This is a genomic window from Pseudophaeobacter sp. A-200-2 (genome assembly GCF_041008815.1).
Taxonomy (GTDB): Bacteria; Pseudomonadota; Alphaproteobacteria; order Rhodobacterales; family Rhodobacteraceae; genus Phycobacter; species Phycobacter gallaeciensis_A.
In genome coordinates this window covers 89,291-109,207 of the sequence record NZ_JAXGFU010000007.1, presented here as the reverse complement: position 1 = coordinate 109,207, position 19,917 = coordinate 89,291, and the positions used below count along the sequence as shown (strand labels likewise).

20 protein-coding genes, 1 other RNA gene and 1 riboswitch are annotated in these 19,917 nt (G+C 62.5%); of the genes, 13 read left to right on the top strand and 8 right to left on the bottom strand.

Annotated elements, in window-relative coordinates; translation table 11 throughout:
• Window positions 1-32 precede the first annotated feature (32 nt).
• Complete coding sequence (locus tag SM766_RS12080) at window positions 33-866, top strand: prephenate dehydratase (RefSeq protein ID WP_065271293.1); 834 nt, start codon at window positions 33-35, stop codon at window positions 864-866.
• A gap of 66 nt (window positions 867-932) precedes the next feature.
• Here SM766_RS12080 and ffs read toward each other — a convergent pair.
• An RNA gene (gene ffs, locus SM766_RS12075) (signal recognition particle sRNA small type) lies at window positions 933-1,031 on the bottom strand.
• 65 nt (window positions 1,032-1,096) lie between these two features.
• Window positions 1,097-2,953, bottom strand: a complete 1,857-nt coding sequence (locus SM766_RS12070; protein ID WP_368947933.1) for a 5'-nucleotidase C-terminal domain-containing protein — start codon at window positions 2,951-2,953, stop codon at window positions 1,097-1,099.
• Between the two features lie 336 nt (window positions 2,954-3,289).
• On the opposite strand from SM766_RS12070, the gene nudC reads away from it, so the two are divergent.
• The 3 genes from nudC (at window position 3,290) to SM766_RS12055 (ending at window position 5,645) form a co-directional block, all read left to right on the top strand.
• Entirely contained in the window at window positions 3,290-4,276 is a 987-nt protein-coding gene (gene nudC, locus SM766_RS12065) for an NAD(+) diphosphatase (protein WP_368947932.1), read from the top strand.
• A 62-nt stretch (window positions 4,277-4,338) separates the two neighbouring features.
• A complete protein-coding gene (locus SM766_RS12060; RefSeq protein WP_274829725.1) occupies window positions 4,339-4,806 on the top strand; it encodes an SRPBCC family protein in 468 nt (155 codons plus the stop codon).
• A gap of 108 nt (window positions 4,807-4,914) precedes the next feature.
• A riboswitch (cobalamin riboswitch) is annotated at window positions 4,915-5,150 on the top strand.
• A 120-nt stretch (window positions 5,151-5,270) separates the two neighbouring features.
• Window positions 5,271-5,645 (top strand): hypothetical protein, encoded by a 375-nt coding sequence (locus SM766_RS12055; protein ID WP_368947931.1) that lies wholly within the window; start codon window positions 5,271-5,273, stop codon window positions 5,643-5,645.
• Between the two features lie 114 nt (window positions 5,646-5,759).
• Here the strand turns inward: SM766_RS12055 and SM766_RS12050 are convergent, their stop codons facing one another.
• Window positions 5,760-6,281, bottom strand: a complete 522-nt coding sequence (locus SM766_RS12050; protein WP_368947930.1) for a protein-tyrosine phosphatase family protein — start codon at window positions 6,279-6,281, stop codon at window positions 5,760-5,762.
• A 137-nt stretch (window positions 6,282-6,418) separates the two neighbouring features.
• Between SM766_RS12050 and SM766_RS12045 the strand changes: the two genes are divergently transcribed.
• The 5 genes from SM766_RS12045 (at window position 6,419) to SM766_RS12025 (ending at window position 10,230) form a co-directional block, all read left to right on the top strand.
• On the top strand, window positions 6,419-8,266 hold the full coding sequence (locus SM766_RS12045) for a DNA polymerase III subunit gamma/tau (protein ID WP_368947929.1): 1,848 nt from the start codon (window positions 6,419-6,421) through the stop codon (window positions 8,264-8,266).
• 20 nt (window positions 8,267-8,286) lie between these two features.
• Window positions 8,287-8,640 carry a hypothetical protein gene (locus tag SM766_RS12040; protein WP_368947928.1) on the top strand — a complete coding sequence of 118 codons (354 nt, stop codon included), beginning with the start codon at window positions 8,287-8,289 and terminating at the stop codon, window positions 8,638-8,640.
• A gap of 10 nt (window positions 8,641-8,650) precedes the next feature.
• Complete coding sequence (locus SM766_RS12035) at window positions 8,651-8,995, top strand: YbaB/EbfC family nucleoid-associated protein (protein ID WP_065271301.1); 345 nt, start codon at window positions 8,651-8,653, stop codon at window positions 8,993-8,995.
• A gap of 190 nt (window positions 8,996-9,185) precedes the next feature.
• On the top strand, window positions 9,186-9,785 hold the full coding sequence (gene recR / locus SM766_RS12030) for a recombination mediator RecR (protein ID WP_065271302.1): 600 nt from the start codon (window positions 9,186-9,188) through the stop codon (window positions 9,783-9,785).
• A 22-nt stretch (window positions 9,786-9,807) separates the two neighbouring features.
• On the top strand, window positions 9,808-10,230 hold the full coding sequence (locus SM766_RS12025; RefSeq protein WP_368947927.1) for a hypothetical protein: 423 nt from the start codon (window positions 9,808-9,810) through the stop codon (window positions 10,228-10,230).
• Here the strand turns inward: SM766_RS12025 and ltaE are convergent.
• Entirely contained in the window at window positions 10,227-11,279 is a 1,053-nt protein-coding gene (gene ltaE, locus SM766_RS12020; protein WP_274837301.1) for a low-specificity L-threonine aldolase, read from the bottom strand. The genes SM766_RS12025 and ltaE overlap by 4 nt on opposite strands.
• Before the next feature lie 196 nt (window positions 11,280-11,475).
• Between ltaE and SM766_RS12015 the strand changes: the two genes are divergently transcribed.
• Window positions 11,476-13,254, top strand: coding sequence for a carboxyl transferase domain-containing protein (locus tag SM766_RS12015; protein WP_368947926.1), 1,779 nt, complete (start codon window positions 11,476-11,478; stop codon window positions 13,252-13,254).
• Between the two features lie 85 nt (window positions 13,255-13,339).
• On the opposite strand, the gene SM766_RS12010 is transcribed toward SM766_RS12015, so the two are convergent.
• The gene (locus tag SM766_RS12010; RefSeq protein ID WP_274829733.1) at window positions 13,340-14,113 is read right to left on the bottom strand and encodes a DUF1013 domain-containing protein; all 774 of its coding nucleotides are present in this window, start codon (window positions 14,111-14,113) and stop codon (window positions 13,340-13,342) included.
• 153 nt (window positions 14,114-14,266) lie between these two features.
• Here SM766_RS12010 and SM766_RS12005 point away from each other — a divergent pair, with 153 nt between their 5' ends.
• Window positions 14,267-14,926: a ribonuclease T2 family protein gene (locus SM766_RS12005; RefSeq protein ID WP_368947925.1), complete on the top strand. Its 660-nt coding sequence runs from the start codon at window positions 14,267-14,269 to the stop codon at window positions 14,924-14,926.
• A gap of 247 nt (window positions 14,927-15,173) precedes the next feature.
• Window positions 15,174-16,031 (top strand): DUF2189 domain-containing protein, encoded by an 858-nt coding sequence (locus SM766_RS12000; RefSeq protein WP_368947924.1) that lies wholly within the window; start codon window positions 15,174-15,176, stop codon window positions 16,029-16,031.
• Between the two features lie 63 nt (window positions 16,032-16,094).
• Here SM766_RS12000 and SM766_RS11995 read toward each other — a convergent pair whose 3' ends face one another.
• Together SM766_RS11995 and SM766_RS11990 are read right to left on the bottom strand one after the other, a co-directional pair.
• On the bottom strand, window positions 16,095-17,078 hold the full coding sequence (locus SM766_RS11995; RefSeq protein WP_065273574.1) for an NAD(P)H-quinone oxidoreductase: 984 nt from the start codon (window positions 17,076-17,078) through the stop codon (window positions 16,095-16,097).
• Between the two features lie 143 nt (window positions 17,079-17,221).
• Complete coding sequence (locus SM766_RS11990) at window positions 17,222-17,932, bottom strand: COQ9 family protein (RefSeq protein WP_368947923.1); 711 nt, start codon at window positions 17,930-17,932, stop codon at window positions 17,222-17,224.
• A gap of 154 nt (window positions 17,933-18,086) precedes the next feature.
• Between SM766_RS11990 and rpsU the strand changes: the two genes are divergently transcribed.
• Complete coding sequence (gene rpsU / locus SM766_RS11985; RefSeq protein ID WP_005614280.1) at window positions 18,087-18,293, top strand: 30S ribosomal protein S21; 207 nt, start codon at window positions 18,087-18,089, stop codon at window positions 18,291-18,293.
• A 369-nt stretch (window positions 18,294-18,662) separates the two neighbouring features.
• Here the strand turns inward: rpsU and SM766_RS11980 are convergent, their stop codons facing one another.
• Window positions 18,663-19,838 (bottom strand): cytochrome P450, encoded by a 1,176-nt coding sequence (locus SM766_RS11980; protein ID WP_368947922.1) that lies wholly within the window; start codon window positions 19,836-19,838, stop codon window positions 18,663-18,665.
• Window positions 19,839-19,917 lie beyond the last annotated feature (79 nt).

Sequence of the window (19,917 nt, the reverse complement as noted above, 5' to 3'; positions counted from 1 at the left end):
GATTGTCCAAGTTTTGCAGGAAAGTCGCACTCATGACCGGAAAAATCGCCATTCAGGGGGAGCTTGGCTCTTACAGCCACGAAGCCTGCCGCAACGCGCGGCACGACATGGAAGTGCTACCCTGCCGCAATTTCGAGGACACGATCGCAGCAGTGACAAGCGGTCAGGCGGACCTCGCCATGCTGCCGGTGGAGAATTCGACCTATGGTCGGGTGGCCGATATTCACCGTCTGCTGCCGCACAGCGGCTTGCATATTGTCGACGAGGCATTTGTGCGGGTGCATATCAATCTTCTGGGCGTGCCCGGTGCCCGGCTGGAAGATATCCGCGAGGCGAAATCGCATCTGGTTCTTCTACCGCAATGCGGACAGTTCCTGCGTAAACATGACATCACCGGCCGGGTCAGCCCCGACAACGCACGGGCCGCCCGCGATGTGGCGGAGGCTGGCGACAAACACGTTGCCGCCCTCGCCAGCGAGCTGGCCGGAGAGATCTACGGTTTGGATGTGCTGGCCCGCCATATCGAAGACAACGGCGACAACACCACGCGGTTCCTGATCATGTCGCGCGAGCCAGATTACAGCCGTCGCGGTGCCCATGGCATGATCACAAGTTTCGTGTTCCAGGTGCGCAACATCCCCGCCGCGCTCTACAAGGCGATGGGTGGCTTTGCCACCAATGGAATCAACATGACCAAGCTGGAAAGCTATATGGTCGACGGCTCCTTCACGGCGACACAGTTCTATGCCGATATCGAAGGCCATCCCGAGGATGAGAACGTGCAGCTGGCAATGGACGAGCTGGCCTATTTTACCACCAACGTCGAGATCCTGGGCGTCTATCCCGCTGACAATGGCCGCTACTAACCTGTAATTCTGCGGGCATTAAGACAGCCCACGCCTTTCGGCGGGCTGGACCTGTATTTTGGGGAAAGGTGAGAGGTTGGACATCGACCCAAGCGGGGCTCGTTGTGGCTGCTTCCTTCCGGACCTGACCAGGTTGGCGAGGCGCTTGCCCGCGCCAACCTCTCGAATCCCGATATAGGCGGCTGCCGCAGCAATGACAAGGGGGCCTCCCCGATCCACCGCTCCGCAGTTCAGAGGGCAAGCATCAGTTTCAGAAAGCCTTTTGGTGTCATGCCGCAGTTGCGCACCTGCCCCTCCGGCAATTCATCCAGATACTGCACCGCCTCCGGGCTGGTATAGGCGGCAGCCTCGGCGTTGTTGAGCTCGGCAAACCGCCACGGATACTCTTCCTGCGCCAGTGGATCCTCAGGCAGGCGGCCCGCAACGTAGTCCCGGATCACATCCCGGATTCGCACCGGCGGCAGCGGGATGCTCTCGGCGTCTTTGACCATCTGGAAATTACCACCACCGCTGACCCTGTAACTGTTGACCACAACGGCGAAACGCTGTGCAGGGGCCACGGGCCGCCCATGCACGCGAAGACGTCGAATGCGCCCTGCCGCCGGGTTGATCCGCACGCCAGAGGAGGAAAACCGCGGCGGGACCGACAGGTCTATTTCGTATTGCAGGCCAAAAAGAACGTCGAAATTATGCCCGGCACGGCTGGGATCAACCAGTTCCTGTTCGGTACTGCCGGGCCGGACTTGTTTGAACACACCCGCGGACATTTCCAGCCAGTCCAGCACTTGCGCGCCGGTCGCAACAACCAGCCTAAGCTCATTCGGGAAGATGTGAAGATCAGCGACGTTGCGCATACACAGATCGCCACGCCCGATGTCGGTATAATGCCCCGGCCCGGAGCGGCCACCGAATTTACCCGGCGCCGCCGCGGACAAGAGCGGCAGTTTGCCAACCTCAGTGCCTTCCAGCAGCGGCCTGACCGCTGCCGCCTGCGCTGCTGCTGCAAGTTCCAGCCCAAGATCAGGCCCAAAGAAAGTAAAGAAGGAGTGCAAAGGCACGTCACTGAAGCCAACCGGCTGACGCATCCGTTCGCGCGTTGAATCATGCGCGGGGCCAAGCGCACGGGTCAGTTCAGCGTCCTCCTCGACCAGAGACATCAGATCGCCATTCTCTGCCCTGCTGCAGATGGGTTTGAGGCGGGCGTCCCAATTTTCCAGCCGCCACCCCTCCGGGCCGTGCGACACCTGCAGATCGATCTGCCCCAGGTGTGATCCATGCGCGCCCGGCATGACCACCGGCTTGGTGAAACTGTGCTCGGGATCTGGAAGGATCTTGTGGGTGTGCCCGCCGATCACCGCATCGATTCCCGCCGTGGCCGCGATGGGAAGCAAGGCATTCTCCATGCCCGGCACCCGCTCCAGCCCTCCGACACCGGTATGCGCCAATGCGATCACGATATCGCATCCTTCCCGCCGCAGCGCGCTGGCAGCAGCGGCAGCCGCCTGCACCATGTCCGCAACCACGACCTGACCTTCCAGAAGATGCGCGTCCCATGTTACCGTCTGCGGCGGCAACACCGACAGGATCCCGATCCGCAGCGGCGGCGCACCAGCGCAGGCGGGCACCTCCCGCTCCAGAATGGTGGTGCGGGCGAAAGGTAGCTCCCGTCCCTCCTCCACGGCTGTCATATTCGAGCAAATCACCGGACAGGGTGCCTGCTCCAGCACCTGCTCAAGCGTCTCCAGACCGAAGTTGAAGTCGTGATTTCCAAGCCCGATGGCATCGTATTGCAACACGTTGAAGGCCTGCATCAGTGGATGCGGCACGATCGGGTCGTCAGAGGAAATCTCACCAATCGGCGCCCCTTGCAGCCCATCACCATTGTCCAAGAGCAGCACCGTGCCCCCTGCCTCCCGGACCTCTTGCCGCGCCTCCGCGATCAGGGACGCGACGCGGGACAGGCCGATGCTGGGGTCCGGCCGGTCGGCATAATAGTCGTAGCTGAGCAGATTGCTGTGCAGATCGGTGGTTGCCAACAAGCGCAGCACCCCCTTCCCCAATGGCAAGGATTGATCCGGTCCTGTCATATTGCTCTACCCGCAGCCTGCACGGCGTCTTCCGATCTTCGTTTTTTCTCACGTTCTGACACGAACGCGTTAACCCTTTGAAACAGCGTTTCCTTGATTTGCAAAGTCACCATTTTTGAGGATGTTAACGATTGTGGCGCTGATGCCGAAAATTTGACCGGTCTAACGCCAATATCCAGCGGCAGACCGGTGACCCGGCGTTAAACATCCGCTGACAACCATAAAAATGCATCGACCGCGCTACCCGAACAGGCTGGTCATTGCGCGGTTTTGCCGCCATCAATGCAGGAAATCGGGCCTTAACGCCGGATCCCCTGCCAAAAGAAGGACAACGATATGAAACGGGCCGAAGAGGTGACATTTGGCGGCAAGGGTGGCCTGGACCGCAGCGCGCATCTGCGTGCGGATGCCGAAGCGCTAGACGCTGCCTGGGGGGCACAGAATGCACAGGTGCTGATGATGTGGCGCGGCAAACCCCTGTGCCAGCGGTCAGTTCCAGAGCGCGGACCGGACGCTCTTGCCTGGATCTCCACCACGCATCCGGTGGCAGCAGAGTTCCGCGACGCCGCTCTGTTTCTCGGCCTCCTGCCAGATCAAAGCCCGGCCTTCGCCTGCGACATCAGCAGTTGGCAGCCCGATGCGCTGGACGAGATGGCGCTGGCCAGTTTTGCCGATGTAACGGAGCAACAGCACCCGGACCTGCCCTCTGGTTATGCTTTCGCCGAGCTGCGCAGGGTGATGACCCGGCTGACCCCGCTGGAGGCCGAGCTGGCCGCCACCGCCAAGGCGCTGTTTTCCTGGCATGGCTCGCATGGGTTCTGTGCCCGCTGTGGCCACCCCAGTGATATGGTTCAGGCAGGCTGGCAAAGAAATTGCCCCAGCTGCAAGGCGAGCCATTTTCCCCGCACCGATCCGGTTGTGATCATGCTGATCACCCATGGGGACGAGGTCCTGATGGGCCGCTCACCCGGCTGGCCGGAAGGTATGTACTCCCTGCTGGCCGGTTTCGTTGAACCCGGCGAAACGCTGGAGGCCGCCGTGCGGCGTGAAGTACTGGAAGAATCCGGCGTGAAGGTCGGAGAGGTGGAGTACCTGTCCAGCCAGCCCTGGCCCTTTCCAATGTCGCTGATGTTCGGCTGCCACGGGATCGCGCTGGATCGCGAGCTGACCATCGACCCACATGAAATCGAGGACGCGATCTGGGTCAGCAAGCAGGACATGATGAGCGCCTTTGCCGGAGAGCACCCGATCCTGAAGCCTGCCCGAAAAGGAGCAATTGCACATTTTCTGTTGCAGAACTGGCTTGCGGATACGCTGGATTAAAGGGAATATCGCGGCCACGCTGAGAATTGATCAATCAAAACAGGCAAGCAGGCGTCAGAGTCATGGATTTCACGAGTAAAGAAGATATCGATTCACCGATCGCCGACGTGTTTGAAGCCCTGTCGGACTTTGAAAGCTTTGAACGCTCGGCCATCCGGCGCGGCATCGACGTGCAACGGATCGGCGATATCAGCACGCCTGAAAACGGCCTCGCCTGGGATGCCAAATTCAACTTTCGCGGCAAGGCGCGCGAGCTGCGCATTGCTCTCAAATCCTATGATCCCGTCACCCGCATTCTGCTGTCCGGCGACAGCAGCGGGCTGAACGGCGAAACCGAGATCGAACTGATGGCGCTGTCGCCGCGGCGCACCCGTGTAACAATTTCACTAAACCTGACGGCCAAGACCCTGTCGGGGCGGTTGCTGCTGCAATCCTTCAAACTGGCGCGCGGTTCGCTCAATAAAAAATTCAAGGCGCGCGCGGCAGATTTCGCCCGGCTGACCGAAGAACGATTGAACCGCACGGCCTGAGGGCACCGCATCCGCCTGCACAATTCAGCAAGCTTACCTGGCTTGCTGGCGTTGGCGCGGATTTCTCCGACTTTCACACAAGCGAATTGACGACTCGCCCTTCGACCCGCTACCCATTTCACAGATGGTTTCCGCGATCCGCTTTTGGCGGGTCCGGGATGAAAAGGGAACGTGGTGCGATCCGGCCTCTCTCGGCCAGAACAATTCCACGACTGCCCCCGCAACTGTAGGCGGAGAGCGACCCCGGAAGATCCACTGGACGCAAGGTACAGACCTGCGGCCGGGAAGGACCGGAGAAGCTATGACCCGCAAGTCAGGAGACCTGCCATCGCACAACTCGAAACCGGGCGGGGTGTCCGGAGCGGGTGAGATGGTTCCTGTCGCGCGGCCCATTCTGGCCGACAAGCGTCCGGCCACATGTCTCTCCCCCCTCTTTATGCCCCTGCCCCAGCGCGGAGGGCGCGATGATCTGGACGACAAAAACGCATGAACTTGCGGCAACAACCTGTCAACACACCGGGGCAAGCTGCCCGGCACTGGAACGGATGCTGGTGGCCCTGTGCGGGGCGCTCGATACCGCGCGGGATATGACCGAAGAGGATTTTGAAATCACCGGCGACAGCCTGCTCGATGGCTGCACCCGCCATTGCCCGGCGCGCTTTTTTGCCTCGCACGACAGGATCCGGGTGTTCTGCGAAGTGGACACCGCAGCAGAGCGCAGCGGTCTGGACCGTTTTGCCGACGCGCTACTGTCCAGCGATCCACAAGCGCAGCCCGCAGATCACCTGCCGCATCGCCCCTGCTCCTTCGGAGAAGCCATCCCGCTCAACGCAGCGTAGCGGCAGACCCCGAGAACCCACAGGAGGGGCGTCGGTCTTATTCGGTGAATGCCGCGCCCCGTGAAGAAGAAAGCGGGATGACAGTCGAGCCCGCTCCGGCGGGCTGCCTCTGGCTCAGCGGCTGCGGGCCCAGGCCATCTGTGCCTCGGTCTCGACCGCGCAGGGGCGAGACATGCGCAACCGGTTCAGCGCCGCCTCTGGCGCAACACCGCATTCGATCAACAGGCGCAGCACCACCATGCCGGAGCGCCCGCAGCCGCCCCGGCAATGCACTAGAACGCGGCCGCCACCGTTCAGCGCCTGGCGCGCCGAGGCGCTGACCCCGGGCCAGGCCTCGTTCACCTCCGGGCCGGGCACACCAAAATCCGCCACCGGCAGATGCACCCAGCGGCTTCCCATGCTCTGCAGATCAACCCCCAGCGTCGCGGCCCCGACGGAGACATGCTCGGCTTCGGTGGTCATGGAAATGACCAGACCGGGCTGCCAGTCGTGGATCAGCTCAAGGTCCCCCTTGTAGTCGCCCCCGGCACCGGGCAGCGGGCAGATAGCAAGAATGCCATTGGCGGCGGACACCGCGTAGATCGTAAAGGGCTGCCGGGCCTGCGCGCCCGCCCCGTCGGAACTCATCCCAGTCATCACACACTCTCCACCACATACAGGGAAAAACTCTGCCACCTGCCCTGCCGGGCGGTCAACAGCGGTGGACGAAGCCCGCGGGCTTCCCTACCCTATGAGGCGGTCCCAATCCCATTCCGAATCCGGCACGAGACAGCATGAGCGACACTCCAACATCCGATCCTGAAACCCTAACCGCTGAGGTTCAGCACGCGGAGCAGCCGTCCGGCCAGTATCAGGTCCTCGCCCGCAAGTACCGGCCCGAGACATTTGCGGATCTGGTTGGCCAGGACGCCATGGTGCGTACGCTGAAAAACGCCTTTGCCGCGAACCGGATCGCCCAGGCTTTCATCATGACCGGTATTCGCGGCACGGGTAAGACCACCACCGCCCGGATCATTGCCAAGGGGATGAACTGTATCGGCACCGATGGCAACGGCGGCCCCACCACCGAACCCTGCGGTCAGTGCGAGCATTGCCTCGCGATCATGGAAGGCCGCCACGTGGACGTGATGGAGATGGACGCCGCCAGCCGCACCGGCGTCGGCGACATCCGCGAAATCATCGATTCGGTGCAATACCGCGCGGCCTCGGCCCGCTATAAGATTTACATCATCGACGAGGTTCACATGCTGTCGACCAGCGCGTTCAACGCGCTGCTGAAAACGCTGGAGGAACCCCCCGCCCATGTGAAGTTTATCTTCGCCACCACCGAGATCCGCAAGGTTCCGGTGACGGTGCTGTCGCGCTGCCAGCGGTTCGATCTGCGCCGGATTGAGCCCGAGGTGATGATCGCCCTCCTGCGCAAGATCGCAACTGCCGAAAACGCCCAGATTGCCGAGGATGCGCTCGCCCTCATCACCCGCGCCGCCGAAGGTTCGGCCCGCGATGCAACCTCGCTGCTGGATCAGGCGATTTCCCACGGCGCGGGCGAGACCACCGCCGATCAGGTCCGCGCCATGCTGGGCCTTGCCGACCGGGGCCGGGTGCTGGATCTGATGGATATGATCCTGCGCGGCGATGCGGCTGCGGCGCTCAGCGAGCTCTCCTCGCAATATGCCGAAGGCGCCGATCCGCTGGCTGTTCTGCGCGATCTGGCCGAAATCACCCATTGGGTGTCGGTGGTAAAGATTACGCCAGACGCGGCGGAGGATCCGACCATCAGCCCGGATGAGCGCGCCCGCGGTCAACAGATGGCCGAAGCGCTGCCGATGCGGGTGTTGACCCGCATGTGGCAGATGCTGCTCAAGGCGCTGGAAGAGGTCGCCGCCGCCCCCAACGCCATGATGGCTGCCGAGATGGCGGTGATCCGCCTGACGCACGTGGCCGATCTGCCCAGTCCCGAGGAGTTGATCCGCAAGCTGCAGGATATGCCGCCCCCGCCGCCCGGCGGTGGTGGCGGAATGCCCATGCAAAGCATGGGCGCGCCTGCCGCGGGCGGGGCATCGGCTATCACCACGGCCTCGCCGCAAGGCGCACCGGGCGGTGGACCGTCCGGCGGCATGACCATGTCGCACAGCCAAGGGCAGGGACAAGCCACTGCGCTGGCACCGGCCGCGGAAAAGGCCCTCGCCCGCTACCCGACCTTCGAACATGTGGTGGAACTGATCCGCACCAACCGTGATGTGAAACTGCTGGTCGAGGTGGAAACAGGCGTGCGCCTCGTCGCTTACCAGCCGGGCCGGATCGAATTCACACCGCATGCGAATGCGCCCCGAGACCTTGCTGCGCGCCTCGGCACCGCCTTGCAAAACTGGACCGGCAGCCGCTGGGTCGTCACCATCGCACCCGACGGCGAGGCCCCGACGATCGCCGAAATCCGCGATGCCGCCGAAAACGCATTGCGGACGAAGGCCAGCGAACACCCGCTGGTACAGGCGGTGATCGACAGTTTCCCCAAGGCCCGGATCACCCGTATCCGTACCGCCGAGGAAATGGCCGCCGAGGTCGAGGCCGAAGCCCTGCCCGAGGTAGAAGACGAATGGGATCCGTTCGAAGACGGGTAGCGACTGGCCTGACGGTCCTCTTGTTCACCCTGCCAACAACCGCCTTCGCCAAAACCTGCTTTGCCACCGGCGATCTATCCGATAGCGCGTGGGATGTGCTTTGGCGGTTGTCGGCCAAGCCTGCTGTCTTGGCCCTCTTCGCTCTTGCCGGATTCGCGCTGTACAGCAGAAAGCGCGCCTCCTTTGCAATCGCAGGCTTTCTTTGGGGCATGCTCGCGGCCGCAATTGCCGTCGATAATCATGAGCTTTTCTTTGATGATAAGAGTGCCTTGGGCATAATCGAAGACTGCACCGCCTCCCCCCACTTGTTCATCGCGCTTGCAATTGCGATATGTTCGGGGATGACTTACGGCGCCCTGCGCCCCCGCACTTAGGAGAAACACCATGCTCAAAGGCCTCGGCGGTCTTGGCGATATGGCCAAGATGATGAAATCGGCACAGGAACTGCAAACCAAGATGGCGCAGATGCAGGAAGACCTGCACAACGTCATGGTTACCGGCGAAGCAGGCGCGGGCCTGGTCAAGGCCACCGCCTCGGCCAAGGGCGACCTCAAGGCGCTGGATATCGACCCGTCCATCTTCAACGGCGATGACAAGGAAATGGTCGAGGACCTGATCCTGGCCGCCATCAAGGACGCACAGTCCAAGGCAGCCGAAAAAGCGCAGGAAGAGATGACCAACCTCACGGAAAGCATGGGCCTTCCCAAGGACATCAAGCTGCCCTTCTGATCCGGAGGCGCGACTGAAAAGTTCCGAAAAGGCGGCCTTGGCCGCCTTTTTCATGTCTCACGGGCATACGCCCTTTGCCCGATCTGACGCGCAGGCACCGCCCAGACAAACCCTGAACATCCATCGCGCCGCCCTTGCCATTGCCCGCCGTGATGCGTCTATATGGGCTAACACTCCAAAGGCCGCCTCCATGCAAGACCGCTCTACCAGCGACATCGAAACCCTCATCGATCTGATGGCAAAACTGCCCGGCATGGGGCCGCGTTCGGCCCGGCGGGCAGTGTTGCACCTGATCCGCAAACGCGCGCTTTTGCTGACACCGCTGTCGGACATGATGACCCGCGTCGCCACCACCGCCCGCGAATGCCTCAACTGCGGCAACGTGGGGACCGAGGACATCTGCGAGATCTGCGACAGTGAGGCCCGCGCCAATGGCGAGATCTGCGTCGTCGAAAGCGTCTCGGATCTCTGGGCGATGGAGCGCGCAGGCGTTTTCAAGGGGCGCTATCACGTACTCGGCGGCACCCTCTCGGCGCTGGACGCCATCGGCCCCGAGGATCTGCGCATTCCCCGCCTGGTCGACCGGGTCGGCAGCGAAGCGGTGAGCGAGGTGATCCTGGCGCTGAATGCCACCATCGACGGGCAGACCACGGCCCATTACATCGCCGACCAGCTGAGCGGTCAGGTCAAACTTACCTCACTGGCGCAGGGTGTTCCGATCGGCGGCGAGCTGGATTACCTCGACGACGGCACCATCAGCGCCGCGCTGAAGGCCCGCAAGGAACTCTGACGGTGAGAGGGGAAGGACAGCCATGCCAACCGCCCTGCACCGCCCGGTTCTGAGAGCCGCCATATTTTATTTTGCGGCCGTGTTCTTCTGCGGATTTGTTCTGGGCAGCCTGCGGATCTTCGTGCTGCTGCCCCTGATGGATGAACTCTGGGCGGTCTGCCTTGAACTGCCCATCATGCTCACCCTCAGCTGGCTGATCGCCCGGCACCTGACCCGGAATCGCAAGGATCTGCATCCTGCCGCCGCGCGCCTGTGGATGGGGATCTGGGCCTTCGGGCTGCTGATGGTCGCGGAATATGTACTCGCCACCAACCTGATGGGCGCGCGCCCCAGCAGCTACTTCAGCCACTGGGCCACCCCTGCCGGGGCGATCGGGTTGGCAGGGCAAATCGCATTTACCCTGATCCCGTTTGTGCAACGGATAACCCGTCGCGAAACGCCTTAGCTGAAGAAGGCCTGGAACGCGGCAATCGCGCCGTTGAGGCCCTCATCGGTGACATCCTTGTGCAGCACCAGCCGGATCGGGCCGCTGTCCCCTGCCCCAATCACCACGCCCGCCTTGGCCAGATGCGCCTGCAGGGCTGCGTTCTGCACCTCTGCCGGGGTGAAGAACACCATGTTCGTGGCTTGCGTGACTTCTCCCGCGCCCAGAGCGCGCAAGGCATCTGCCAGCGTAGCGGCCCGGGCGTGATCCTCTGACAGACGGTCGACGTTCTGCTCCAGCGCCATCAGACCTGCCGCAGCCAACACCCCGGACTGGCGCATGCCGCCGCCCAGCATCTTGCGCCAGCGCCGGGCGCGGGCAATCAGATCGGACGGACCGACCAGAACCGATCCCGCAGGCGTGCCCAACCCCTTGGACAGGCAGATCGACACGGTATCGAACAGAACCGCCAGATGCGGTGCAGAGCAGCCCAGCTCGGTGATAGCGTTGAAAAAACGCGCCCCGTCCAGATGCAGCGACAGGCCCGCAGCCCGGCCCGCATCGGTCATCGCGCGCATGTCCTCCAGCGAAATGGCCTGTCCGTTGTGGGTGTTCTCCAAGGACAGCAGGCGGCTGATCGGCATATGGGAATCATCCGGTTTGACCGCTGCCGCGATCGCTGCGGGATCAAGTCCACCGCCGGGCTGCACCTCCAGCGGGTAGAGCGCGCTGCCGCCCAGCACCGAAGCGCCGGCCGCCTCGTATTTGAAGACGTGGTAGTCGCGGCCGGTGATGATTTCCTCTCCACGCCCGCAATGGGACAGGAGCGCGGTCAGGTTGCTCTGGGTGCCGGTGGGCAGGAACAGGCCCGCTTCCTTGCCCAGACGCTCGGCCAGGGTGGCCTCCAACTGGTTGACCTGCGGATCCTCGCCATAGACATCATCGCCCACCTCGGCCGCCGCCATGGCCTGACGCATCGCGTCGTCGGGGCGGGTGACCGTGTCGCTGCGCAGATCGCACAGCACCCCTGCACCGGTTTCGGTCTGCGTCATTCCTGCATATTGGCTCATGATGATCTCTCCAGTCGATTTTGCGCAACGCTAGCCGCAAGAGGTCGGCACGAAAACCCCCAAGTCGCGGGTAGATAACAACCTTCTGTGTCCCGCCCCAGCCCTGATCCGGAAAAGTGACCCCACGGTCAAATTGACAGCTGCCCCCGGCGAACGCTTGACTGAGAACAACATCAGCGATCAGGGAGGGGTACTGGTGACACTCATAAAGGCCGAAAGCGCCGCAATCGTCGCCGAAGTCCATGTCGCTCCGGGTCAGGAAGTGGCCGCAGGCACGGTGTTGCTGGCCACCGAACTGATGAAAATGCGCCATGAAATCCGCGCCGAGCAGAGCGGGATTGTCACTGCCGTTCATGTGACCGCCGGACAAGAGTTGCAGGGCGGTGAAACGCTGATTACATTGGAACCCGGCAGCGTGTCCGTTGAGGAGGTCGCAACCGACGATACCGCCCGTCCTGATCTGGAGGAATATGCGGCCCGCATGGCGCTGCTGGACGATGCCGCCCGTCCCGAGGCCGTCGCCAAACGTCACGCGCTGGGAGGCCGCACCGCAAGGGAGAACATCAACGATCTGTTCGATGCGGGCAGTTTCACCGAATATGGCGCCCTTGCTGTGGCGGCCCAACGCGGCAAGCGGGCGCTGCCCGATCTGCAGGCGCGCACGCAGGGCGACGGTATCATCTGCGGAATCGGCACGGTTTCTGGGCGTACGGTGGCTGCCATGGCGGTAGATTACATGGTTCTGGCAGGCACACAGGGTTTCAACCACCACCGTAAGATGGACCGCCTGATCGAGGTCGCCAGCCGCGACCGGCTGCCCATCGTCCTCTTTGCCGAAGGCGGCGGCGGAAGACCCAACGACGGCGACACCGCCCTGATCATGGCCGCTTGGTTGAATGTCACCTCCTTCCGCCATTTCGCCGCCTACAAAGGGCCGAAAATCGGCATCGTGTCGGGCTATTGTTTCGCCGGAAACGCGGCCCTTTACGGGGTCTGCGACCTCCGGATCGCCACCCGCAATAGCTGGATCGGCATGGGCGGCCCGGCGATGATAGAAGGCGGCGGGCTGGGTGTCGTCGCCCCGAAGGAGATCGGCCCCAGTGACGTGCAGGCAGGCACCGGGCTGATCGATATTCTGACCGAAGACGAAGCCGAGGCTGTGGTGGCTGCGAAACGGCTGCTGGGCCTTGAGGCCGCACAGACACCACCCGCCGATGACCCAGAGGAAACCCCGGACCTGCGCAATGTCGTGCCTGTGGACCGCACCCGCGCCTATGACATGCGCGCAGCCATCGACGGGCTGGCCGACAGTGACACGTTTCAGGAGCTGCGCCGCGGGTTTGGCGCGGGCATGATCACCGGCTTTGCCCGGATCAGAGGTCGCGCGGTGGGGCTGCTGGCGAACAACCCGCTGCACCTTGGCGGCGCCATCGATGCCGAGGCCGGTGACAAGGGCGCGCGTTTCCTGCAGCTGTGTGATGCCTGGGGCCTGCCCGTCGTCACCCTATGCGACACGCCCGGCTTCATGGTCGGCCCCGAGGTCGAGAAAACCGGACAGGTGGCGCATATCTCGCGGCTGTTTCTGGCCGGAGCCCATTTCAGCCAACCGCTGGTGACGCTAATCCTGCGCAAGGCCTATGGTCTGGGCGCGATGGCGATGGCGGGCGGCGGGTTGGATCGTCCGCATTTCTGCTGTGCCTGGCCCACCGGAGAGGTCGGCGCCATGGGGTTGGAGGGCGCAGTCAGGCTGGGCCACCGCGACCATCTGAACGCGATTGAGGACCCGGCAGAGCGGGAAGCGGAATATCAACGCCTCGTCGATGCCCTGTATGAGCGCGGAAAGGCACTGAATGCTGCCAGCCTGCTGGAATTCGACGCGGTCATCGACCCGGCAGAGACCCGCGCCGCGCTGCACCGCGCGTTGGAGAGCGCAGGCCACGCGCCCCCCGGCCCCCGCTACGCCGACGCCTGGTAGGACCGCCACAAAGAAAAAACCACGCCCGGATCCGGACGTGGCTTTCCTATTCGTTGGACCGTGTCGGCCCTGATGTCTGAACGCTTCAGAAGCGGGGATCGGTTCCGTCTTCGTCCTCGTCGTCCTCATCACCGCCCGAGGGCAGGTTGAAGAAGCTGTCCGCATCGGGCAGCGGCTCTTCGGACGGGGTGCTTTCGGCAGAGCCACCACCCAGAGTGAAGGTTTCCAGCCCTTCGATGGCCGAGGGGATCTTCGGCTCGGCATCCATCTCCAGCGATTGCTCGGTCGACACCAGCTTGCGGCGTTCGTCGTCGCTCATCACGCCGCCTTCGGCAGCCCGTTTTGCGGCGGCTTTTTGCACGGCAGAGTCCAGTTCGGACTGTTTGCACAGGCCCAGCGCAACCGGGTCGATCGGCTGCATGTTGGCAATGTTCCAGTGGGTCCGCTCGCGGATCGACTGGATCGTCGGCTTGGTGGTGCCTACCAGTTTGGCGATCTGACCATCGGAGAGTTCCGGGTGGAACTTCACCAGCCACAGGATCGAGTTCGGACGGTCCTGACGCTTGGACAGCGGTGTGTAGCGCGGTCCGCGGCGTTTTTCCTCGCCAGCAGCGGCCGGGTTGAACTTGAGCTTCAGCTTGTGCAGCGGATTGGCCTCGGCCTTGTCGATCTCATCCTGCGTCAGCTGGTTGTTTGCAACCGGATCAAAGCCTTTGACGCCGGCGGCGACGTCACCGTCGGCAATGCCCTGGATCTCCAGCTCGTGCATGCCAACGAAATCGGCGATCTGCTTGAAGCTGATCGTGGTATTGTCCACCAGCCACACGGCGGTCGCTTTGGTCATCAACGGTTTTGCCATGCGCTTATCTCCTTAAAACACGTTTGCCCCACGAACATCTACGTACATCTTTCCCGTCGCCTGAATTAGGCTGCCCCGAGGTCTGGGGCGGGTTTCCGTTGTCGGGGAACTTCAGTCCTATATAGTCGCCTTGTTTTCATAAGGAAAGAGGCGATGCGCAGGTTCTTGCTGGCAATTGCAACCGTGATTTCCGGGCTGGCGTCGCTGCCCGGTTACGCCGACAGCGACCGGTCGCGGGAGGTCGCGGGCGAATTCGATTACTACGTCCTCAGCCTCAGCTGGTCACCGAACTGGTGCGCCATCGAAGGCGATGCCAGGGGATCGGCTCAATGCGACAGCCGCCATGATCACGGCTGGACCCTGCATGGGCTGTGGCCGCAGTATCACCGGGGCTGGCCGGATTTCTGCAACACCGCCGAGGCCCCGCCAAGCCGCCGCCAGACCGCCGAGATGGCCGATATCATGGGGTCTCCGGGCCTGGCTTGGCATCAATGGAAGAAACACGGCAGCTGTTCCGGCCTGTCCCCTGCCCAGTATTTTTCCCTCTCGCGCGAGGCTTATGGACAGATCACCCGTCCGGCTATCTTCCGCAAGCTGGACAAACTGGTGAAACTGCCCGCATCGCTGGTCGAGGAAGCCTTTCTGAAGGAAAATCCACAGCTGAGCCGGGACAGCCTGACCATCACCTGCCGCGATGGTCACATCCAAGAGGCCCGCATCTGCCTGTCGCGCAGCCTTGATCCGGTGCCCTGCGGCCGGGACGTGATCCGCGACTGCACTCTGAAGGATGCACTATTTGCCCCGGTGCGCTGAACCTTATGGAGGCTTGGCTTCCTCCTCCATCTCCCCAAACTCCCCCTGCCACACCGCCCGACAGGCGGCTTGGCCGCGAAAAGAGGAGGCAGGCGCCACTGGGCAGCTTTCCCTCACGCGACATTGATTGGCTTGTGCAGCGCATTTTGGCCGATTTTGTGCTAGTATTGTTCCACGTGCCGCGCACGGCCCTGCCTAAACGGCACTTCCATTTAAATCCGCGAGGAGGAAGAGGAGGAACAAGCGCATGGCAAAGACAATCGGTAATCCGCTCAGTTGGCTCTTGCAGGGGGCAGAAACCACCGGACAGCATTTCGGCAAGACGGTGGGAGAAATGGGCAGCAGCGACGTCACGGAGCTGCCTCAGGCGCGCAGGCTTTCGATGGACGACCTTATCCAATCACTGGCCGCAGGTCTTGAAGATTTTGCCGCCTGCCGCAGCGATGCGATGTTCCTGGTGCTGTTCTATCCGGTGATTGGCATCGCGTTGATCGTGATGAGCCTGTCGATGAATCTGCTGCCGCTGATCGTGCCAATGATCATGGGGTTTGCGATCCTCGGGCCTGTTGCGGCGGTCGGGCTGTATGAAATGTCCTCGCGCCGCGAAGCCGGGTTTAAGCCGCGCTGGATGGATGCCTTTGGTGTTATCCGCTCGCCTGCCTTCGGCGCCATTCTGGTGCTGGGTTTTTATCTGGCAGCACTGTTCATCATCTGGTTGGTCGCGGCGGACATGATCTATATCCGCACCCTGGGACCAGAGCCGCCGACCTCGATGCTCGGCTTCGCCACCGCTGTAGTGACCACCCGCGAAGGCTGGATCATGGCAATTGCAGGCGGCGCGTTAGGGGCCGTCTTTGCCTTTGCCGCGCTGGCGATGAGCCTGGTCTCTTTCCCGCTGCTGCTGGACCGCCACGTGGGCCTGCCGGTGGCGGTGGCCACCTCGATCAAGGTGCTGCGCAAGAACCCGGTGATCTGCATTACCTGGGGCGTGATCGTCGGCAGCATGCTGGTAATCGGTGCGATCCCGTTCCTGGCCGGGCTGATCATCGTGGTGCCGGTGCTGGGGCACGCCACCTGGCACCTGTACCGGCGCGCGGTGAAATAGAGCGAAGCACACAGAAAAGGGCCGACGCAACTGTCGGCCCTTCTTGCGTGCAGGCAAGCGGCCTTAGCCCACCTTCAGAACGATCTTGCCAATATGGCCGGAACTTTCCATCCGCGCGTGTGCGGCTGCCGCCTCCTCCAGCGCAAATTCGCTGTCCATCACCGGCGCCATCTTGCCTGCCTCGACCAGCGGCCAGACCGCCTCGGCCAGGTCCTGCGCAATGCGGGCCTTAGCCAGATCGCTTTGCGGGCGCAGGGTCGATCCCGTCACCGTCAGGCGGCGCGCCATGATCTGGGCAAAGTTCAGCTCGGCCTTGGGGCCAGAGAGAAAGGCGATATGTACCAGACGGCCATCATCGGCCAGCGCCCTGATATTGCGAGGAATATAGTCGCCGCCCACCATGTCGAGGATGAGATCGGCGCCGCCCTCAGCGCGAAGAACTTTCACGAAATCCTCGTCGCGGTAGTTGATCGCACGCTCGGCCCCCAGATCGAGACAGGCCTGACATTTGGCATCGGACCCGGCGGTGGTGAACACCCGCGCGCCCAAGGCCGAGGCCAGCTGAATCGCTGTCGTTCCGATCCCGGATGAGCCGCCGTGCACCAGAAAACGTTCGCCCGCCTTCAGCCCTCCCCGGGTAAAGACGTTTGACCAGACCGTGAAACAGGTTTCCGGCAGGCAGGCCGCGCGTTTCAGCGACATGCCCTTGGGAATGGGCAGACAATGGGCGGCCGGTGTGACCACGTATTCGGCATAGCCACCGCCGGGCAGCAAGCCACAGACCTTGTCCCCCACCGCGTATTCGGTGACGCCCGCACCGATGGCGACCACCTCGCCCGAAGCCTCGAGCCCCGGCAGATCGCTGGCACCGGCAGGCGGATCATAGGCCCCCGCACGCTGCAACGCGTCCGGCCGGTTGACGCCCGCATAGGCGACCTTCAGCAGCAGCTGGCCATGGCCTGGCTGCGGAACGGGCCGGTCTGTCAGCGTCAGAACCTCGGGGCCTCCGGGTTGCGAGATTTCAATCGCGCGCATCGTTTCCGGCAATGTCTCCGTCATGCAAAGATCCTTTCCCTTGCGTGGTGCGTTTTAACGCTTTGAATATCACCTTGGGTGCGGGGCACAAACCCCGGCAGGTGGTTTGCATTGCGTCCGGATGTACTGAAACGGCGAATGGACGTGGCGTTTGATCAGCGGCCAGTCCTACGGCCTGGCAGATCCGTGGGTGTCGACGGGCGCCGGATCTGATCCGCCAGCCAGGACGGGCCGGCCAGAAGGGGCTTCAGCAAAGGGTTCTTCTGCACATCGGCCTTCAGCTTTTCGAACTGCATCACGTTGTCGATGCGCCGATCCAGAAAGTCCCATGTGGCCTGATGGCCCGGGCTGTCGTCCCCCAGCCAGAACAAAACGGTCGAGGAATAAACCCCGGACAACGTGGCCCGTTTGCTGTACCAATTGATATCTTCGGAGGTATCGCCCAGCGCGGTCCAGATCGCATCCACCGTGCCCCAGATCGCCTTGGCCCCGTCGGCGGCATAGACCGGCAGCGAGAACAGCGTCACGCCCCGGCGCACCGCTTCCTTGTCGTCAGAGGCTTCAAGGCGGAAACGGACGGCGGCGGCGATCTTGTCCCGGAACCGCAGCCCCGTCAGATCCGCCGTCTTCAACCGTTCCAGCATCTGCGCATCGCCGCGCCGGTGATAGGCCAGCGCCAGATCCACTGCCCCGCGCGGACACAGGGCGCGTGCCAGAACCGGGTCCATACCGCAATCCTCGACTGCAGCAGCAAAGGTGGCTTCGGTCCAGCCGTCAAAGGCGACATGAATGAGCGCCGCATCCAGAAGCGCGTCGATCGATCCGGTGTCGGCGGCCAGTTGCTCTGTGGCTGTTTGCTCAGTCATGATGCATCTCCTCGTCAACAAATGCGCCTTTAAGGGCCTGCGTCGCTGCGCGATCTGCCCTTTTGCTCAGTACTAGACAAGTTAGACCGGCTTTGCTATACGGCCACCTCCTGCAAATCCTTGCAACCCAACTTAGAAAGGTGGTGAAAACCACATGCAGGTTAGTGTTCGTGACAACAATGTCGATCAGGCGCTCCGTGCCCTGAAGAAAAAGCTGCAGCGCGAAGGCGTGTTCCGCGAAATGAAGCTCAAGCAACATTTCGAGAAACCCTCCGAGAAAAAAGCGCGCGAGAAAGCTGAAGCGATTCGTCGTGCCCGTAAACTGGCACGTAAGAAAGCACAGCGCGAAGGTCTCCTCTAAGATCTTCCTCCGGTTTTTTCTGGACGCTTTTGACGACCCCCGTGGCCCGCCCCGGGGGTTTGTCGTTTCTAAGATACATATTTTACGGCGGAATATCGGTTCTGCGGCTAAATAGTTAAACTTATACGTGTATTCGAAGTCCATCTTTGCTATCATTAGTAGCAGGGCACCGAAACCTCACGTTTCCCAAGGCGGACGGCCCTGTTGCCGAAGTTGGAACGGTCGGCATTTCCCGGAGGAGGCACATCGCTCCCCCCCAAACCTGGCGATAGCCTTGCTCCCTGCACCAAGGCGCCTGCCCCTCCGGGTGACTTCCTCTTGAGCCCCTTATTGGTCTGATCTGTGCCTGCCTCCCGACGCTCTCCGCACTTACCGGCTCCTCTCCCCTTTGTCCCAGGTCACCGGCATTTCAAGCGGACCGCGGAAAGCCCATCCGCCGAACCGTGCCTCCCCCGCAAGGGATAGATCCGGCAGCCGCTCAAACAGCATCGGTAGCGCCGCTTCGGCGATCAGCGCCCTTGATATCCAGGCCCCGGCGCAAAAATGTGGACCGGCGCCAAATGAAATGGCCGCGCTGATATCCTGATGGATGTCAAAGGCATCGGGGCGTGCAAACACCTGCTCGTCCCGGTTCCCAGAACCGAACATCAGAAACACCCGGTCCTCAGGCTTCAGCGCCACCTCGTGCAGGACATAAGGCTGCGCCACCCGGCGCGGTGACATTCCGATGGGGGACATCCAGCGGGCATATTCCTCGAACGCCTTCAGCCAGCTGGCACGGCCCGCGCGGACATCTTCCAGTTGCTCCGGATGGCGCAGCAAGGCCCAGACGGTCCCGGCAATCGCATCGCGTGGCTCGTTCTGCCCGCCGGAGATCGCCAGCTTGATATTGGCCCTGATCTGATCCTCCGGCAGGCCCGCAGCCTGTTGAACCCGCAACAGGGAATAGTCATCCGCGCCAGAATCACTCCGCCACATCTCGGTAATGTGCTGGTCGATCAGCCGGGTGCTGTCATTGCAGCGCGCTTCAACCTCCGGATCACCTGCATAATTGGCACAGCCATCGATCATGCCCTGGCTCACCGCGTCCATCTCTTCGGCGCGCATGCGGGTCAGACCGGTGACTGCCTTCAGCGCCTCTGCCGAGACTGGCATGGCGAAGTCACGCACCAGATCGCAGCCCCCCCGGGGCGCCAGGTCGTCAAGTATCCGCGCCGTCGCGGAACGGAACTGCGTCAGCCAATGCTGTTTCACCGTCTTGGGAGAGACCGCCGGAAAGATCGCCTTGCGCTCTCCCATATGGGCGGCGCCGTCCTTGCGCATCATGTTCCGCCCCATCAGCTGGGTCATCAGCCCCTCAGGCTGGTCCGAGGAAAACACCTCGATCCGCTTTTCCTCCCGGAAAATATCGTCACGGCGGGTGATCAGAACCGCATCCAGTTGTGGCACATAGGCCACCGGCGCCTCGGCGCGCATACGGGCCAGATCCGGATAGGGATCCTGCCAAAACGCCTGCGGATCGATGTTGTAAACTGGCCTTTCCATCGCAGCCCCTCCCCCCGATTGTCAGCTTCAGGGAAGACTGCGCGGCAACCGTTGTCTTGTCAACTCGCCTGACCTAAGC

What these genes read in the sequence shown, in the direction of transcription:
- nudC (WP_368947932.1), top strand. Translation starts at nt 3,290, where the DNA reads ATGAAACGGGCCGAAGAGGTGACATTTGGCGGCAAGGGTGGCCTGGAC.
- recR (WP_065271302.1), top strand. Translation starts at nt 9,186, where the DNA reads ATGCAAGACCGCTCTACCAGCGACATCGAAACCCTCATCGATCTGATG.
- SM766_RS12050 (WP_368947930.1), bottom strand. Translation starts at nt 6,281, where the DNA reads ATGACTGGGATGAGTTCCGACGGGGCGGGCGCGCAGGCCCGGCAGCCC.
- SM766_RS12060 (WP_274829725.1), top strand. Translation starts at nt 4,339, where the DNA reads ATGGATTTCACGAGTAAAGAAGATATCGATTCACCGATCGCCGACGTG.
- SM766_RS12035 (WP_065271301.1), top strand. Translation starts at nt 8,651, where the DNA reads ATGCTCAAAGGCCTCGGCGGTCTTGGCGATATGGCCAAGATGATGAAA.
- SM766_RS12045 (WP_368947929.1), top strand. Translation starts at nt 6,419, where the DNA reads ATGAGCGACACTCCAACATCCGATCCTGAAACCCTAACCGCTGAGGTT.
- rpsU (WP_005614280.1), top strand. Translation starts at nt 18,087, where the DNA reads ATGCAGGTTAGTGTTCGTGACAACAATGTCGATCAGGCGCTCCGTGCC.
- SM766_RS11980 (WP_368947922.1), bottom strand. Translation starts at nt 19,838, where the DNA reads ATGGAAAGGCCAGTTTACAACATCGATCCGCAGGCGTTTTGGCAGGAT.
- SM766_RS12000 (WP_368947924.1), top strand. Translation starts at nt 15,174, where the DNA reads ATGGCAAAGACAATCGGTAATCCGCTCAGTTGGCTCTTGCAGGGGGCA.
- ltaE (WP_274837301.1), bottom strand. Translation starts at nt 11,279, where the DNA reads ATGAGCCAATATGCAGGAATGACGCAGACCGAAACCGGTGCAGGGGTG.
- SM766_RS12070 (WP_368947933.1), bottom strand. Translation starts at nt 2,953, where the DNA reads ATGACAGGACCGGATCAATCCTTGCCATTGGGGAAGGGGGTGCTGCGC.
- SM766_RS11990 (WP_368947923.1), bottom strand. Translation starts at nt 17,932, where the DNA reads ATGACTGAGCAAACAGCCACAGAGCAACTGGCCGCCGACACCGGATCG.
- SM766_RS12010 (WP_274829733.1), bottom strand. Translation starts at nt 14,113, where the DNA reads ATGGCAAAACCGTTGATGACCAAAGCGACCGCCGTGTGGCTGGTGGAC.
- SM766_RS12025 (WP_368947927.1), top strand. Translation starts at nt 9,808, where the DNA reads ATGCCAACCGCCCTGCACCGCCCGGTTCTGAGAGCCGCCATATTTTAT.
- SM766_RS12005 (WP_368947925.1), top strand. Translation starts at nt 14,267, where the DNA reads ATGCGCAGGTTCTTGCTGGCAATTGCAACCGTGATTTCCGGGCTGGCG.
- SM766_RS12055 (WP_368947931.1), top strand. Translation starts at nt 5,271, where the DNA reads ATGATCTGGACGACAAAAACGCATGAACTTGCGGCAACAACCTGTCAA.
- SM766_RS12080 (WP_065271293.1), top strand. Translation starts at nt 33, where the DNA reads ATGACCGGAAAAATCGCCATTCAGGGGGAGCTTGGCTCTTACAGCCAC.